General features: G+C 71.4%; 10 protein-coding genes and 1 pseudogene. 6 read left to right on the top strand and 5 right to left on the bottom strand.

The window, feature by feature from the left end:
* Window positions 1–195: pseudogene (locus VIW71_RS00175) on the bottom strand (hypothetical protein); the annotation flags it as partial.
* Between the two features lie 252 nt (window positions 196–447).
* On the opposite strand from VIW71_RS00175, the gene lpdA reads away from it, so the two are divergent.
* Window positions 448–1,851 (top strand): dihydrolipoyl dehydrogenase, encoded by a 1,404-nt coding sequence (gene lpdA / locus VIW71_RS00170; RefSeq protein ID WP_331619677.1) that lies wholly within the window; start codon window positions 448–450, stop codon window positions 1,849–1,851.
* 237 nt (window positions 1,852–2,088) lie between these two features.
* Here the strand turns inward: lpdA and VIW71_RS00165 are convergent, their stop codons facing one another.
* Window positions 2,089–3,303, bottom strand: coding sequence for a S8 family peptidase (locus tag VIW71_RS00165; protein ID WP_331619675.1), 1,215 nt, complete (start codon window positions 3,301–3,303; stop codon window positions 2,089–2,091).
* A gap of 533 nt (window positions 3,304–3,836) precedes the next feature.
* Entirely contained in the window at window positions 3,837–6,056 is a 2,220-nt protein-coding gene (locus VIW71_RS00160; RefSeq protein WP_331619674.1) for an NADP-dependent isocitrate dehydrogenase, read from the bottom strand.
* A 257-nt stretch (window positions 6,057–6,313) separates the two neighbouring features.
* On the opposite strand from VIW71_RS00160, the gene VIW71_RS00155 reads away from it, so the two are divergent.
* Entirely contained in the window at window positions 6,314–6,700 is a 387-nt protein-coding gene (locus VIW71_RS00155) for a VOC family protein (RefSeq protein WP_331619673.1), read from the top strand.
* 289 nt (window positions 6,701–6,989) lie between these two features.
* On the opposite strand, the gene VIW71_RS00150 is transcribed toward VIW71_RS00155, so the two are convergent.
* Entirely contained in the window at window positions 6,990–9,149 is a 2,160-nt protein-coding gene (locus tag VIW71_RS00150) for a tetratricopeptide repeat protein (RefSeq protein WP_331619672.1), read from the bottom strand.
* 3 nt (window positions 9,150–9,152) lie between these two features.
* Window positions 9,153–10,373 (bottom strand): hypothetical protein, encoded by a 1,221-nt coding sequence (locus tag VIW71_RS00145; RefSeq protein WP_331619671.1) that lies wholly within the window; start codon window positions 10,371–10,373, stop codon window positions 9,153–9,155.
* A 1,044-nt stretch (window positions 10,374–11,417) separates the two neighbouring features.
* Here VIW71_RS00145 and VIW71_RS26470 point away from each other — a divergent pair.
* The 4 genes from VIW71_RS26470 (at window position 11,418) to VIW71_RS00120 (ending at window position 17,075) form a co-directional block, all read left to right on the top strand.
* The gene (locus VIW71_RS26470) at window positions 11,418–13,337 is read left to right on the top strand and encodes a SpoIIE family protein phosphatase (RefSeq protein WP_414720610.1); all 1,920 of its coding nucleotides are present in this window, start codon (window positions 11,418–11,420) and stop codon (window positions 13,335–13,337) included.
* Window positions 13,338–13,715: 378 nt separating this feature from the next.
* Window positions 13,716–14,753: a hypothetical protein gene (locus tag VIW71_RS00130; RefSeq protein ID WP_331619669.1), complete on the top strand. Its 1,038-nt coding sequence runs from the start codon at window positions 13,716–13,718 to the stop codon at window positions 14,751–14,753.
* A gap of 267 nt (window positions 14,754–15,020) precedes the next feature.
* Window positions 15,021–16,166, top strand: a complete 1,146-nt coding sequence (locus VIW71_RS00125; RefSeq protein WP_331619668.1) for a glutathione-independent formaldehyde dehydrogenase — start codon at window positions 15,021–15,023, stop codon at window positions 16,164–16,166.
* Between the two features lie 117 nt (window positions 16,167–16,283).
* A complete protein-coding gene (locus tag VIW71_RS00120; RefSeq protein ID WP_331619667.1) occupies window positions 16,284–17,075 on the top strand; it encodes a DUF429 domain-containing protein in 792 nt (263 codons plus the stop codon).
* The last annotated feature ends 203 nt before the right edge of the window (window positions 17,076–17,278 follow it).

The following is a 17,278-nucleotide window of genomic DNA, read 5'->3' as shown; positions in this document are numbered from 1 at the left end:
CGTGTCGGCAGGGCCGGCCGTACTGGCCGTACTGGCTGTGCCGGCCGCACCGGCCGTACCGGCCAGGGCCGTGCCGCCCCCGGCCAGCACGCTGAGGCCGACGGCGGTCGCGGTGGCCGCGGCGACCGCGAGTCCGGCTCTTCGCCGCGGCCGGCCGACCCGTCTCGTCGCAGCACCGGTGATGCTCCGTGACATCGCACGCTCGTTTCTCTCGGGTCTCCCGGGAGCCGGGAGTGCGGCGACAGTAGGGTCCGGCCGGCCCCTTCCACAAGGTTCGTGCACGAAGATTTCGTTCCTTTTGGTGTCTACCTACGACAGGTCGTTTGATTCTTGCGTTGATGCGGTGGGTCGTTGCGGTGCCGGCTCCGCACGCCGTACAGCGCCAGGCAAGATCCGCAAGGCAGGCCATAGCATCGAGGGATGACGACAGGCCAGGAAGGAACCCTCATGGACGAGCGCTTCGACGTCGTCGTACTCGGAGCAGGCCCCGGCGGCTACACGGCCGCTGTCCGCGCCGCCCAACTGGGCCAGCGAGTCGCGGTGGTCGAGCAGAAGTACTGGGGCGGTGTCTGCCTGAACGTCGGCTGCATCCCGACCAAGGCGCTGCTGCGCAACGCCGAGTTGGCGCACATCGTCACCCGCGAGGCGAAGACCTTCGGCATCACGTCGGACGGCCCGATCTCCTTCGACTACGGGGAGGCGTTCCGCCGCAGCCGCCGGGTCGCGGACGGCCGGGTCAAGGGCGTCCACTTCCTGATGAAGAAGAACGGGATCACCGAGATCGACGGGCGCGGCACCTTCCTGGACGCGCACACCCTCCAGGTGGCCCAGTCGGACGGCACCGCGCGCACGATCACCTTCGACAACTGCATCATCGCCACCGGCGCCACCACCCGGCTGCTGCCGGGCACCGGGCTGAGCGAGCGCGTCGTCACGTACGAGGAGCTGATCCTCACCGGGGACTTGCCGCAGTCGATCGTCATCGCGGGGGCCGGCGCGATCGGCGTCGAGTTCGCGTACGTGCTGCACAACTACGGCGTCAAGGTCACGATCGTGGAGTTCCTGGACCGGATGGCGCCGCTGGAGGACGCCGAGGTCTCCGCCGAACTCGCCAAGCGGTTCCGCAGGCTGGGCATCGACGTCCTCACCTCCACACGGGTGGACGCGATCGACGACTCCGGGGCGCAGGTGCGGGTCACGGTCACCGGGAAGGACGGCGCTCAGCGGGTGCTGGAGACCGACAAGGTGCTCCAGGCGATCGGGTTCGTGCCGAACGTGACCGGTTACGGCCTGGAGACCATCGGTGTACGGCTCACCGAGCGCGGTGCGATCGAGGTGGACGGCCGCTGCCGTACCTCCGTGCCCCACCTCTACGCGATCGGCGACGTCACCGCGAAACTGATGCTCGCGCACGCCGCCGAGGCCATGGGGATCATCGCCGCCGAGACCATCGCGGACGCCGAGACGATGGAACTCGACTACGTGATGATCCCGCGCGCCACCTACTGCCAGCCGCAGATCGCCAGCTTCGGCTGGACCGAGGCGCAGGCCCGGGAGAAGGGGTTCGACGTCAAGGTCGCGAAGTTCCCCTTCACCGCGAACGCCAAGGCGCACGGACTAGGCGACCCCACCGGCTTCGTGAAGCTGATCAGCGACGCGACGCACGGCGAGATCCTCGGCGGGCACCTGATCGGTCCGGACGTCACCGAGCTGCTGCCCGAACTCACCCTGGCCCAGCAGTGGGACCTCACCGTGCACGAAGTCGCCCGCAACGTCCACGCCCACCCGACGCTGGGCGAGGCCGTCAAGGAAGCGGTGCACGGGCTCTCCGGCCACATGATCAACTTGTGACCGGGCGCGGGCGATCCGCGGCGAGGTCGGGGCGCTGGTCGAGGGCCTGATCGCCGCGACGCGCCACGCTGTGACTCGCGGGCCGAACCCGCGGGCGGGAACGGCCGGGCGGGTACGGGCGCCGCGACGTACTGCCGGAACCATTGCCGCACGCGACCACTGCCGCACGCGTGAGCCGCCCCGCCGGGACCGGTCGTCCCGACGAGGCGGCTCGTGTGGTGCGGTGGGGCGGCTCGCTCAGAGGCCGCCGGTGAACAGCAGGCGGTTGGGCGAGCCCCCGCTGACGCTGAGGACGTCCTTCGTGGACTGCTCGGCGAGCCAGGTCGCCACGGTCTGCGCGCTCGCCGTCGGGTTCGAGGCCTTGTAGAGCAGGGCGACACCGGCCGCGTGCGGGCTGGCCATCGAGGTGCCGTCCAGGGCGACGCTGCCGCCGCCGAGCCGGGCCGAGACGATGGCCTGGCCGGGCGCGTACATCCACAGGCACTGGCCGAAGTTGCTGAAGCTCGTCTGCCGGTCGCGCTGGTCGGTCGCCCCGATGGTGGCCACGTGGTCGGCGCTGGCCGGGGAGACGTCGCAGGCGTCCTGGGAGCTGTTGCCCGCCGCGACCACCGGCAGGACGCCCGCGTCGGAGAGCGCGTCCGCGGCGTCGTTGACGGCCCGGGAGTAGTCGCCGCCGAGGGAGGCGTTGAGCACGGCGGGCTGCGTGGCGTTGCGGGCGACCCAGTCGAATCCGGCGATCACGCCGGCCCAGCTGCCGCTGCCGTCACAGCCGAGCACCCGCACGCTGACCAGCCTGGCCCGGGTCGCGACCCCGTGCGAGGCGCCGCCGACCGTACCCGCCACGTGGGTGCCGTGGCCGTTGCAGTCCTGGCCGTTGCGGCCGTCGCCGATGGCGTCGAAGCCGGGCACCGCGCGACCGCCGAACTCGCTGTGGCCGTAGTCGATCCCGGTGTCCATGATGTACGCGGTCGCGCTGTCACCGTCCCCGGCGGTGGTGAACTGCCGGTCCAGCGGGAGGTTGCGCTGGTCGATACGGTCCAGGCCCCACGAGGTCGCGGCGGCTCGGGTGCCGCCGGTCGTGCCGCCCTGGCCGACCATCCGGTCCGGGCCCGTCCCGGTCCCGAAGGCGGTGGCCGTGGCGTTCTCCTCGACCGATTCGACGCCGGGCGTACGGCGGACCAGGTCGAGCTGGGACGAGCTGAGGACGGCGGCGAAGCCACGCATCACGGAGCCGTAGGTGAAGAGCGGCTTGACGCCGACGGTCTTGACCGTCTCGGCGGCGTCGTAGTTCTTGCGCAGGGTGACGATGTACTGGCCGGTCACCGCCCGGTCGGAGCGGATGAGAGGCGCGGGCGTGGGCTGGACCGGGTCGGCCGACGCCACCGACGGTGCGACGGCGAGAGGGACGAGCAGCAGAGCCGCGGCGGACAGGCCGCGAGCGAGCAGGCGCATTCAGGGGCTCCCTGGGGACGGGACGGCGAGCGGGCGCGGAGGCAGCGCCCGGATATGGCGTCCCTACGATCTGACGATCAATCGGGCCGCCGGCCCCGACACGCCTGTGACCTGCGCTCACGTCAGCCGATTGGCGGGGCCGCGCCGCGATGTGACGCACCGTGCCCCGCCTCGCCGCCGTTGCCCGCTCTTGCTCCCCGTGCCCGCTCCCGTGCCCGTCCCTGCGCTGCGGGGTCTTGGTGCCGGCGGCCGATTCCGTCGCGCGCGGCGCGAGGCTCAGCGCCCAGGCCGCAGCGCTGGACTGGCCGGCGGTCCTCGCCGAGGAAGAAGCGGACACGCCGCTTTCGACCGCGGGTGGTCCTGGTGCCTCACCGAGGGTTGCGCTCTCCCCCGACCCGACACGACCGCCTCCTCCGGTCCGGCCGCGGCGAACCGGACGGTCTCGGTGGACCCTGACCGGGCTCACCGGAAACGGACGGTCCCGGCGAACCCTGACCGGGCTCACCGGGACCGTGAAACCGGCGGAGCCGTTCTCAGCCCAGCGACGCGATCGCCTCGTTGAAGACCTTCGACGGGCGCATCACGGCCGCCGCCTTCGCCGGGACCGGCTGGTAGTAGCCGCCGATGTCGGCCGGGGAGCCCTGGACGGCGATCAGCTCCTCGACGATGGTCTGCTCCTGCTCGGCGAGGGTCGAGGCAAGAGCGGTGAACGCCTCGGCGAGCTGGGCGTCGTCGGTCTGCGCGGCCAGCTCCTGCGCCCAGTACAGGGCGAGGTAGAAGTGGCTGCCGCGGTTGTCGATGCCGCCCAGCCTGCGGCTGGGGGACTTGTCGCGGTCCAGGAAGGTGGCCGTCGCGCGGTCCAGGGTGTCGGCCAGCACCTGAGCGCGGGCGTTGCCGGTGGTCTGCGCGAGCTGCTCGAAGCTGACCGCGAGCGCCAGGAACTCGCCCAGGCTGTCCCAGCGCAGGTAGTTCTCCTTGACGAGCTGCTGGACGTGCTTGGGCGCGGAGCCGCCGGCGCCGGTCTCGAACAGGCCGCCGCCGTTCATCAGCGGGACGACGGAGAGCATCTTGGCGCTGGTGCCGAGCTCCAGGATCGGGAACAGGTCGGTCAGGTAGTCGCGCAGTACGTTGCCGGTGACGGAGATGGTGTTCTCGCCGCGGCGGATGCGCTCCAGGGAGAACGCCGTCGCCTCGGCCGGCGCCATGATCTCGATCCGCAGGCCCTCGGTGTCGTGCTCGGGCAGGTACTCCTGGACCTTGGCGATGAGCCGCGCGTCGTGGGCGCGGGTCTCGTCCAGCCAGAACACCGCCGGGTCACCGGTCGCGCGGGCGCGGGTCACGGCGAGCTTGACCCAGTCCCTGATGGGCGCGTCCTTGGTCTGGCACATCCGGAAGATGTCGCCGGCGCCCACGACCTGCTCCAGTACGACGTCGCCGGCGCCGTCGACCACCCGGACCGTGCCGGTGACCGGGATCTCGAAGGTCTTGTCGTGGCTGCCGTACTCCTCGGCCTTCTGCGCCATCAGGCCGACGTTCGGCACCGAGCCCATCGAGGCCGGGTCGAGGGCGCCGTGCGCGCGGCAGTCGTCGACGACGGCCTGGTAGACCGCGGCGTAGCTGCTGTCGGGGAGCACCGCGAGGGTGTCCGCCTCCTGGCCGTCCGGGCCCCACATGTGGCCGGAGGTGCGGATCATGGCCGGCATGGAGGCGTCCACGATGACGTCGCTGGGGACGTGCAGGTTGGTGATGCCGCGGTCGGAGTCGACCATGGCGAGTGCGGGACCCTCGGCGAGCTCGGCGTCGAAGGACGCCCTGATCGCGTCGCCCTCGGGCAGCGACTCCAGGCCCTTGAAGACGCCGCCGAGGCCGTCGTTCGGGGTCAGGCCCGCGGTGGCGAGCACCGCGCCGTACTCGGCGAAGGTCTTCGGGAAGAACGCCCGCACCACATGGCCGAAGACGATCGGGTCGGAGACCTTCATCATGGTGGCCTTCAGGTGCACCGAGAACAGCACGCCCTCGGCCTTGGCCCGCGCGACCTGCGCCGTGAGGAACTCGCGCAGCGCCGCCACCCGCATCACGGACGCGTCCACGACCTCGCCCGCGAGTACGGGCACGGACTCGCGCAGCACCGTCGTGGAGCCGTCGTCGCCGGACAGCTCGATCCGCAGCGCGCCGTCGGCCGCGACGACGGCGGACTTCTCGGTGTGGCGGAAGTCGTCCACGTCCATGGTGGCGACGTTGGTCTTCGACTCGGCCGTCCAGGCGCCCATGCGGTGCGGGTGCGTCTTCGCGTAGTTCTTGACCGAGGCGGGGGCGCGGCGGTCGGAGTTGCCCTCGCGGAGCACCGGGTTGACGGCGCTGCCCTTGACCTTGTCGTACCGGGCGCGGATGTCCCGGTCCTCGTCGGTCTTCGGGTCGTCGGGGTAGTCCGGCAGCGCGTAGCCCTGCTGCTGGAGCTCGGTGATCGCGGCTTTGAGCTGTGGGATGGAGGCCGAGATGTTCGGCAGTTTGATGATGTTGGCGCCGGGGGTCTTCGCCAGTTCGCCGAGTTCGGTGAGGGCGTCGTCGACGCGCCGGCCCTCCTCCAGCCGCTCCGGGAAGCTCGCGATGATCCGCCCGGCCAGGGAGATGTCGCGAGTCTCCACAGTGACGCCCGCCGTCGAGGCGTACGCCTGGACCACCGGCAGGAACGAATACGTTGCCAGGGCCGGGGCCTCGTCAGTGTGCGTGTAGATGATGGTCGAGTCAGTCACCGGTACTCCGCTTCGTGTCTACCATGTCTTGATGTCAAGATATCTCGTGCCGGGGCGCTCCGGATACCGGGTGCGGGGTACCGGTCCCCGGTCGCGGGTTCACCGGTCCGGGGAGCTCGCGGGTCCTGGGGCCGGAGGCGGCGGGCCGCCCCGGCGGTTGACCGCTCCCCGTCACCGCGGCGAGGATCGAATTCGGACCGGACCGGACCGGATCGTGAGAGACGTGCGACGGCCGGGCGACGGAGAGGAGCTGTCCCGTGCGTGTGACCGGCTTCGACCATCTGGTGCTCAATGTGGCGGACGTCGAGCGGGCGCTGGCCTTCTACACCGGACCGCTGGGCCTCCAGCCCGAGCGGGTCGAGGAGTGGCGCTCCGGCCGGGCGCCCTTCCCCTCCGTCCGGGTCAGTGCCGGCACCGTCATCGACCTGGTCCACGGCCCCCGCGGTGACGCCAACGTCGACCACATCTGCCTGGTGGTCGAACCTCTCGACTGGCACGAGGTCGTGGACTCCGGCACCTTCACCGTCCTGGAAGGCCCTGGCCCGCGCTGGGGCGCCCGCGGCTCCGCCCAGTCCGTCTACGTCCAGGATCCCGACGGCAACACCCTCGAACTGCGCTGGTACCCGCAGGACGCCGCCCGATGAGCGCGTCGGCCGCGGTACGGCGCGCGGTCGACCGGGGCGGCCTGCTGCCGCGACGCCGATCCTGAACTCTCCGTGGGCCTGCGCGCCTCGGTGGTCCGCCGGCGAGCCCTGTTCGGCGACCCCCGGTGGACCTGGCCTCGGCCCGCCGGGCGGTGGGCCTGCTCCCGCGCGGCGTGGCGGTCGGCCCCGACCGCGGGGTTGTGCGGTTCGTCGTCGGGTGCGGCGGTGGCGGGACGCGCAGCCCCGCGTCCCTGTGCGGGGGGCGCGCTCTCGCACGCCCCCCGCGGGCTCAGCGGGCCGCCGCCGCGTCCGACAGGCAGCGCTCGCGGTGCAGTGCGAGTTCGGGGAGGTCCGCGCCCGGCAGGGTGAGGGCGTGGTCGAAGTCGGCCAGGGCGAGGGTGGTGTGGCCCTGGGCGTGGTGGGCGATGCCACGGTTCAGGAGGATGTCGGGGTCGTCACCGGTGAGGGCGAGCGCGGTGGTCAGGTCGGTGACGGCGGCGGGGAACTCGCCGCGGTGATAGTGGACGACCGCGCGGTTGATCAGGGCGGCCGGGTACCGGGGGTCCAGGTCGAGCGCCGCGTTCAGGCTGTCGGCGGCGGCGTCCAGGGTGCCGCGCTGGAGGTGGACCGTGCCCTGCATGCACAGCAGGCGCGGTTCGCCGGGACGCAGCGCCAGGCCCTCGGTGACGTCTTCCTCCGCGGCGTCCAACTCGCCCAGGCCGACCAGGAGTTCCGCGCGGGCCAGCCGGGTGTCGAGGTCGTCCGGCTCCATGGCGAGTACGTAGCCGAAGTCGGCGAGGGCGCCGTCGATGTCGCCGGTGTCGGCGCGGGCCGTACCGCGGTTGTAGAAGAGTTCGGGGAACGGCGGCGCCAGGGTGACCGCGCGGTCGTAGTCGGCGAGCGCCGCGTCGTAGTCGCCGCGGGTGCGGGAGATCCGGGCGCGCTCGGAGAGGTAGTCGGTGTAGTAGGGGTCGAGGTCGATCAGGGTCGAGTAGTCCGTGTACGCCTCGTCGGTGCGGCCCATGCCAGCCAGCAACCGCGCCCGGTTGTAGAGGAGTTGCGAACGGTGGAGCTGCCACTGGTCGGGTTCCAGCTCTGCGTCGAGCCGCGCGATGCCGGACTCGATCAGCTCCAGTGAGCGGGCGAAGTTGCCGCGGTGCATCTCGATCAGGGCGAGGCCGTTGTCGTGGAAGACGCTGAACGTCCGCCGGTCGTCGGGGTCGGGCAGGATGCCCGCGATGGCGACCGCGTTGTGCTGCCAGCGCAGCGCCAGGTCGTGGTCGCGGGGCTGGAAGAACCGGGTGTGCAGCATGGCGATCGCGTAACTCGTCATCATGTGCACTTTGGGGTCGGTGTACCGCTGGAGCAGGTCGGTGTAGAGGTCCATCGACTCCGTCAGCCGCCCGATCGGAATGCAGGCGGAGGCGGCCTGGTGGGTGAAATCCCAGAAGTCGTGCTGGTCGGCGACCGGATCGGTGACGGCCCGGCCGCGCCGACCCAGATCCACCACCGCTGCCGAGAACCCGACCTTGACGCAGAACTTCAGCGCGTCCAGCAGCGCCCGCCGCCCCGCGCCGCCCGGATCGCCGCCCCGCTCGCGGTGGTACGCCAGCGCGCCGACGCGCAGGCCCCAGTCGTCCTTCGCGAGCCCCGCTTCCAGCTCCTCGGCCCGCTCGTCGTGCAGCCGCCGGACCTCTTCGGGCCGGTCGGTGAGCGCTTCCTCGTAGGCGCGCAGTTCCTCGGCGTCGTCGCTGGTGCCGTCACCGCGTACGTAGGCGGCGACCAGCTCGTACGCGTCGCGCGCCGGCCGTGGTCCGGGCGCGCTGCCGGGGCACTCGACGGTCCCGGCGCGCGCGGCGAGCACCGACTCCAGCTCCTGGTCCAGTCGCCCCGCGGTGCTCGCGACCGTCACCCGAAGGATCTCCGGATCGGCCCGGCGGATCAGCAGGGCGATGAACTCCTGGGCTGTCGGCTCGGCCTCGTGCACCTCCTCGAAGAGCAGGTCCGGTACGTCCTGGCCGATGCGCCGGGCCCGCCGCGCGTACTCCAGCAGGAACGTGACGATCCCTTGGCTCATGCACCGGATCATCCCGGCCCCGAAGAAGCGGGTGCGCTGCTTGAACGGTGACTCCGAGGCGAGGGTCCGCGGCGCCGGCCCGATCAGGTTCTCCAGCTCGGGCATGCCGTAGAGCAGCTCGACCCGGTGGTGCTCCACCAGGTCCGGCCATCGGTGTACGGCGTCGGGCAGGACGGCCGTCAGGACGGTGTCGACACCCGTGTACGGGCCGCGCAGTCGCCGGTGGCAGCGGGCGACCAGCAGGCGGGCGGCGCCCACCGCGCCGGGCTCGGCCCCGGTCCCGGCGCCGTCCTGGATTCCCGCCCCGGCCGCCGCCAGCCGCTCCCCCCGGCTGGCTCCGACGATCCTCCGATGGCCGACCAATTCCCTCACCCCTCAGCCCTCACTTCCGGACAGCCGCGGAACGAAGCGCGACCGCTCTTTCCGCTTTCCTCTGGACAGAATGACGAGCGTGACCACCTGGGCCACGTTGAAACACAGGGAGACGACCGAGTCCCAGAAATGCGCGTCGATGTCGCCGGAGCCGATGGCCTCCGCCGCGATGGTGAAGTAGCGGACGCTCACCGGAATGCTGGCGAAGACGGTGAGCGCGATGAACGTACACACGCCCAGTATGAGGAAGGGGCCGTAGTAGACACCGACCTTGCGGTCCCGTTCGGTCCACTGCTCTTCGTCCACGATCCGGTGGCGGAGGCGTAACAGGCGCCAGATCCGGTTCTTCAGAATGGCCTTGCTCGCGTCGTGCAGGTCGTAGGTCTTCAGCGCCGTCGCCACCACGTAGAAGAGGTCGGTCCGCAGATACAACTGGAACTGCCAGAGGAATCGCAGGGTCACCGTGAAGCCGAACGCGAGGCAGACCTTGGAGGTCAGGGAGAAACCGCCGTCGGAATTCCGGGCGGCTTGGGCGATCAGGCCGAGTACGCCGAGCACGACCAGGTCGCAGACCATGCCGGACAGAAAGGGAAGGTAGCGCTTGCGGCGTTCCACGCTCATCAGGCCGTTGATCTGGGTTTCGGCCACGATGTAGGTGAGGCGGTTGCTCAGCCGCAGCCGGCTCGGTAGGCCGAGGCGCCGACCGGCCAGGATGTGGAACCCCTCGTGGAGCAAAATGAGCGGGATCTGCCCGAAGGTGATCACCACCTGGACGATGACCAGCGACTTCACAAAGAAGAACTGCGAGGCGGTCGGTACCAGATCGCTGTGGCGGGCCAGGACCACCAGCCACGCGACGACCACGCCGGCGTACGCGGCCCAGGCGAGCGGGGAGAAGACGGCCCGGCCCAGGCCCTTGAACCGCGGCGGCTGCGCCGGCCCGGCCGGCTGCTCCCCGCCCGGGGCGTCGTCGGCGTTCTCCCGTACGAACCCCAGCTCGCGCAGCGTGCTCACGAAGTCGTCCACGTCGACCGGTTCGCTGAAGGTGGACTCGTACCATTCGGCGGCTTCCCGCAGCGGCAGCCCGTCGGCCAGTCGTTTCAGCAATTCCGCGCCGTCGGCGGGGAACACCGCGTAGGAACCTGTGTCCAGCCGCCCGACCACGACGTCGTCGCCTTCCGCGACGAAGCTCAGTTCGTGTACGGCGAGGGTCGGTTCGCTCATGTCGCCTCCTCCCCAGGAAATCGCTGTCAGAGCCCGGAACTGCCGGGGTCCGGAAAGCAGACCGGACCCCGGCAGGATTACCCGTACTCAGCGCCGGCCTTCCGGCGCCGGTACTCAGGCGCCGGTTACCGGGCGCCGGCGATCAGCGGTCGGCGATCAGGCCTCGACGCTGTACGGGCACTGACAGGCGGCCGAGGTGAGGCGCACGTCCCCGGTCTTGCGCACGGTGATCTTCTTGCCTGCGTTCTTCATCTTGACGGTCGACTTCATAGCGAATCCTCCTCGTGCGAGCAGAGCCTTCCAGCCTGGCGCATACGCGTTTCCGAACCGGTGGGAGCAGCCGAGAAGAAATCTCCCACCGAAGGAGACAACCGGCGATCAATCACGGTACGGCGTATCAAGCAGCACCCTGAGCTTCCGGCGGCCGGGCAGGAAATGACTCGTGACGCACCGGCCGGTCGGCCGATGCAGAACTCAAGGTCTCTCCTTGGTGGTCACATGTCAAGAGAGGGGTGCGCGAAGCATATACGCCATGCTGATGAGTGGGGTCTCGTCGTGCGTGCACAGAAGCGTTTCCGGTGATCTCAAAAAGGGGTAGTGGCCGGAAAGCGGGACTTGCACAGGGGGTGGCGGATCGCCCGATGTTTATTCGCTTCTTTTCCCGGAGCGGCGCGTCCTGACGGAGGGACGGCTAGGTCGGCGTACGGCCGGCGCGGGCGCCGCTTACCGTCCGGGCCGGCCCCTACGCCGAATGCGTACGCCGGCCGTCGTCGCCGACTCGCCCCCCGCCGGTAACGCGCCCGCCTGCGTCTATGGGTACGCACGTTTGCCCCGACGCACTTTCATTACGGCGGGCGTGCCGGAACCGGTGCGCGTACCGGTATCGGCGGCTCCAGTTCGTGGACCACTGGCATGTTCCAGCCGTCCTTGCCGATGTCGGTCCGGCGGAGATCATGGGAGGGAACACGCCCCGCTGGCCGGAAACGGCGGTAGGCTCCTCGCGGTTCTGCACGGTGCGCTGACGCGGTCCGCCCCGGCGAACCCATGAACCGAGGCCCGCCCGGGGGAGGAGGTGGTTTCGTGAGAGGCGCCCCCCTGCTCGCCGTGCGTGGGATCTCGAAGCGATTCGGTGCCGTGCAGGCCCTGTCCGACGTCGATCTCGAAATCCACGAGGGAGAAGCCGTCGGCCTCGTCGGCAGCAACGGCGCCGGCAAGTCCACTCTGGTCAAGGCGATCGCCGGGGTGTTTCCGCCGGACAGCGGGGTGATCGAGTGGCAGGGCCGGCCGGTCGACATCCGCCGGCCGCTGGACGCCCAGAACCTGGGGATAGCCACCGTCCACCAGGACCTGTCGCTGTGCGAGAGCCTCGACACGGTCGGCAACCTCTACCTCGGCCGTGAGCTGCGCAGATTCGGCATGCTGGACGAGGTCGAGATGGAGCAGCGCTCCCGCGGGCTGCTGGACTCCCTCTCGGTCACGATTCCCAGCCTGCGGGTCCCGGTCGCCTCGCTGTCCGCCGCCCAGCGCCAGGGCGTGGCCGTCGCACGGGCGCTGATCGGCGAGCCCAAGCTGGTCATCCTCGACGAACCCACCGCCGCGCTCGGCCCCCGGCAGGCCGCCGTGATCCTGGAACTGGTCCAGCGCCTGCGTGACCAGCGGCTCGGTGTGCTCCTGATCAGCCACGAGATGGACGAGGTGCGCGCGGTCGCGGACCGGGTGGCGGTGCTGCGGGTCGGCCGGAACAGCGGCTTCTTCGACACGAAGTACGCCACCCCGGAACAGCTCGACTCGGCCGTCACCGGCAACCACCGGATGGCGGTGAGCCTCCAGCAGAGTCTGCTGCCGCACGGACTGCCGGAACAGGACGCCCTCGATGTCTCCTACCGCTATCTGCCCGCGCAGGCGGGGGTCGGCGGGGACTGGTTCGACGTCATCCCGCTGCCGGGCGCCCGTGTCGCGGTGGTCGTGGGGGACATCGTCGGGCACGGCATGCACGCGGCGGCCACCATGGGCCGGCTGCGGACGGCGGTCTCCAACTTCTCCATGCTGGACCTGCCGCCCGACGACCTGCTGGCGCACGTGGACGACCTGGTCGGCCGGATCGACAAGGACGAGGGGGACTCCGGGGGCGGCCCCATCGCCGGGGCGACCTGCCTCTACGCGATATACGACCCGGTCTCGCGCCGTTGCCAGTTGGCCCGGGCCGGTCACCTGCCGCCCGCGCTGGTCCATCCCGACGGCTCCGTGGAGTTCCTCGACGTGCCGGCCGGCCCGCCGCTGGGCCTGGGCGGCCTGCCCTTCGAAGCGGTGGACCGGGAGGTGCCGGAGGGCAGCCGGCTCGTCCTCTACACGGACGGGCTCGTGGAGGACCGCAACCGGGACATCGACGTCGGCCTGGAACTCCTGCGCGGCGCCCTGGCCGGCCCCGACCGCACGCCGGAGGAGACCTGCGAAAGAGTGCTCGACGCGCTGCTGTCCACCGACCCCAGGGACGACATCGCCCTGCTCGTCGCCCGCACCCGCGCGCTGCCGGACGATCGGATCGCGCGCTGGGAGGTAGCGACCGACCCCGCGGCCGTGGCCGCCGTACGGGCCGACGCGAACAGGCAGTTGGCGGAGTGGGGCCTGGACGAGCTGGCGTTCACCACGGAGCTGATCCTCAGTGAGCTGACCACCAACGCGATCCGGTACGCCACCGGGCCGATCGAGGTCCGCCTGCTGCGCGACCGTACGCTGATCTGCGAGGTCGCCGACACCAGCAGTACGTCCCCGCACCTGCGGTACGCGGCCTCCACGGACGAGGGCGGGCGCGGCCTGTTCCTCGTCGCGCAGCTCGCCGAGCACTGGGGGACGCGATACACCACCGGCGGCAAGATCATCTGGGTGGAGCAGCGGCTGCCCCGGACCGCCGCCGTGCGGGCGCAGGTGTCGCGGCCCACGCACTCCTCGCGCTCGTCAGCGTAGGGTCGCGCGGCACGGCGGTGGCCTGGGCCGTCCGGCGGGTCCGCCGGACGGTCCTCACATGGTGCGGCGGCCCCGTGGGCCGGGCGGTGAGCCCGCGCGGAGGAACGAGCGGGCACCAGCGGCGGCCGCTCGCGCCCCAGCCGGCGCGGGCGGTGTCGCGGTGGGCGCGTCCGCGGATCGCCGGTTCGGGTGCGGTGAGGACGCCGCGGGGAGTCCGTGGCCTCCGGCCGTACAGGGCGCGCAGCAGCCCACCCCTGGGGAAGGCGGGAGAATGGCGGCCTCGTCATCGGGCCGCAGACCGGGGCCGACCGCCATCCGGCCCGGCCCGGGCCGCGATGGGCCCACCCATCGTCACCAGTCACCGGGAGCGATGTCACCGTGAAAGCCGGCGCCGCGCGTTCCGCGGCCGTCCACTGGGTGGCCCGCCACGCCCGCCGTGAACCGGACTTCCGGGGGGCCTACGTCACCGGGTCGACGGTCGGGATGGCGGACGACGCCGAGTTGGCGCGGTCCTCGGACGTGGACGTCGTCGTGGTGACGGGCCGGGACGATCCGCCGGGAAAACCAGGGAAGTTCCGTCACCGCGGGGCCCTGCTGGAAGTGAGCTATGTGCCCTGGCGGGAGATCGCGTCGGCGGAGGCAGTGCTCGGGTCGTACCACCTGGCCGGCGGGTTCCGGACGGACACGGTCATCGACGATCCCACCGGTCACCTGCGGGAGCTGCACGCACGGGTCGCGGACGGCTTCGCGAACCGGTACTGGGTGCGGCGGCGGTGTGAGGACGCACGGCGGCGGGTCGAGGGGCGGCTCGCGGCGATCGACGCGTCGGCGCCCTTCCACGAGCAGGTGACGGCGTGGCTGTTTCCCACCGGGGTGACCACGCACGTGCTGCTGGTCGCGGCACTGCGCAATCCCACGGTTCGCCTGCGCTACGTGGCCGCGCGCGAGGTTCTCGACCAGTACGGCCACTTCGGGCGCTACCCGGAGCTGCTGGAACTGCTCGGCGCGGCGCGGCTGTCCGCTGGGCGCGTGCGGCAGCATCTGGGCGCGCTCGCCGAGACGTTCGACGCGACCGTCCGGGTGGCGCGGACCCCGTTCTTCTTCAGCAGCGACATCACGCGGGCCGCGCGGCCGATCGCGATCGACGGGAGCTGGGACCTCGTCGACCGCGGCCTCCACCGCGAGGCGGTCTTCTGGATCGTCGCGACCTTCGCCCGCTGTCACACCGTCCTCGCCGCGGACGCGCCGGAGCTGCACCGCGCCCTCGCCCCGGCCTTCCGCGCGGCCGTCGCCGACCTCGGCGTCACCTCAAGCGCGGACCTCCTCGACCGAGCCGGTGAGGTGATCCGGTACCTGCCGCGCCTGTGGCGGACCGCGGAAGCCGTGATGGCCGCGAACCCCCAGGTCAACGGCTAGTGAGTAGCCGGACTTACCGCGGTGGCCGGGTACGGTCACCGGGGCGCACGACGGGTCACGCAGGGCCGGGGACACCCGAGCCGACTTGAGTTGATCGACAGGTCGCGGTTAGCTGGAAGTGTCCGGCGGTCAGACGACGTCAGTCGTCCCGCGCGTTGCGGCACCGCCGACGTTGCACATCGGTGCACGCCGGGCGTCGCCGCGCGGGACGCACTGACCGCTGCCTGCTGCCGCTCATCCGGAGCAATCCTCACGGAGGTGGTGGAGATGAAGGCAGTCGTATACGAGAAACCCTTCGCCGTCAAGGTGGCGGAGGTGGAGGACCCCCGCATCGAGCACCCCAACGATGTCCTCGTACGGGTCACGTCCTCCGCGATCTGCGGGTCCGACCTGCACATGTACGAGGGCCGTACCGCGGCCGAGCCCGGCATCGTCTTCGGGCACGAGAACCTCGGCGTGATCGAGGAGATCGGCTCGGGCGTGACGTCCCTCAAGCCCGGTGACCGGGTGGTGATGCCGTTCAACGTGGCGTGCGGGTTCTGCAAGAACTGCCTGGCCGGGTTCACCGGCTTCTGCCTGACGGTGAACCCCGGCTTCGCCGGCGGCGCCTACGGTTATGTGGCGATGGGCCCGTACAAGGGCGGGCAGGCCGAGAAGTTGCGCGTACCGTACGCCGACTTCAACTGCCTGAAGCTGCCCGCCGGCGAACAGTGGGAGACCGACTTCATACTGCTCGCCGACATCTTCCCGACCGGCTACCACGGCTGCGAACTCGCGCAGCTGGTCCCCGGCGAGAGCATCGCGGTCTACGGGGCCGGCCCGGTGGGGCTGATGGCCGCCTACTCGGCGCTGCTGCGTGGCGCGTCGAAGGTGTTCAGCGTCGACCGGGTGCCCGAGCGGCTGGCGAAGGCCGAGGAGATCGGGGCCGTGCCGATCGACTTCACCAAGGGTGACCCCGCGGAGCAGATCCGCGAGCAGACCGATGGCGAAGGCACCGACAAGGGCGTGGACGCGGTCGGTTACCAGGCGCAGTCGCACGACGCCTCCCACGAGGAACCGGCGATCGTGCTCAACGAACTGGTCGCCACGGTCCGGCCCACGGGCATGCTCGGCGTGCCGGGCCTGTACGTGCCGTCCGACCCGGGCGGCCCGGACGACAACGCCAGGCGCGGCCAACTGCTGGTCTCGATCGGCAAGATGTTCGAGAAGGGCCAGCGGATGGGCACCGGCCAGTGCAACGTCAAGCGGTACAACCGGCAGCTGCGCGACCTCATCATCGCCGGTCGGGCGAAGCCCAGCTTCGTCGTCTCGCACGAGCTTCCGCTGGACCAGGCGCCCGTGGCGTACGAGAAGTTCGACAAGCGGATCGAGGGTTACACGAAGGTCGTGCTGCACCCTGTGCTCGCGGCCTGACACGGGCCCTGACCCGTGCTCTGGCACGGGTCACCGGTCTCGCACGGACGCCCCGCCGGGCCTCACCGGCGGGGCGTCCGGCGCTCCGGGCGGCCCGTCCCGGGGGAGGATCGGGGCATGGAGCGCGGGGATGCGGTGACGGTCGGCATCGATCTGGCGGCGAGTGCGCGGCGGACCGCCGTGTGCCGGATGGTGTGGGAGGCGGGGGGCGGTCCGGGGGTGGAGTTCCTTGCGCCGCAGGGGGACGCGGACCTGCTGGCCGTGGTCCGGGAGGCCGACAAGACCGGCCTGGACTGCCCGCTCGGCTGGCCGTCGGGTTTCGTGGCGACGGTGCTGGCGCACCATCACGGGACGCGGCTGCCGCCGGCCGCGCGGTTCGAGGGCCGGGCGGACGGCAGGCCCGGTCTGGACGCGCTGCGGTTCCGCCTGACCGACGACCTCACATGGAAGGCGACGTCGACGCGTCCGCCGCTGTCCGTCTCCACCGATCTGCTGGGCGTGGTCGCGCTGCGGGCGGCCTACCTGCTCGACGCCCTCGCGGCAGCGGGTGTCGCCGTGCCCAGGGACGGGTCGGGGCCGGTCGCCGAGGTGTACCCCGCTGCGGCGCTGCGGCGCTGGCGGATCCACCTCACCGGCAGCTACAAGAACGTACGGCCCGAAGCCCGCGCCGTACGGGAACACGTCGTCCACCAGGTCGAGGCCGGCCTCGGCCGCATCCTCCCGGAGGCGGTACGCACCCGGTGCGTCGCCAGCCACGACCACCTCGACGTCCTGATCTGCGCCCTCGTCGCCCGCGCCGTGCTGCTGGACGACACGTGGTGGCCGAGTTCCCCGCACGAGCGCGCAGCCGCCCGGCAGGAGGGCTGGATCCACCTCCCCGGCCCGGACCTCACCGCCCTCCGCCCCTGACCCCGCGCGCGGCTCCCTCCCCGCCCGCGACGTGCCTGACGTCGTACGACCAGTCCGGGGCGGTCCCACCCGGCGCGGGCGGCGGCGACGGACTTCCTGCGCGAGGACGTCGACGGAAGCGTGGCGGCCCGACCCTTCACCGCGTACGGCCTCCTCCCGCGCGGTCGGATGCACCACGCCGTCCGGCGGTGCTTGATGAACCG

Origin of the sequence: Streptomyces sp. (assembly GCF_036524955.1) — a bacterium.
Lineage (GTDB): Bacteria > Actinomycetota > Actinomycetes > Streptomycetales > Streptomycetaceae > Actinacidiphila.
The sequence above is the reverse complement of the archived record's forward strand: the minus strand, read 5'-3'. Positions and strand labels throughout refer to the sequence as shown.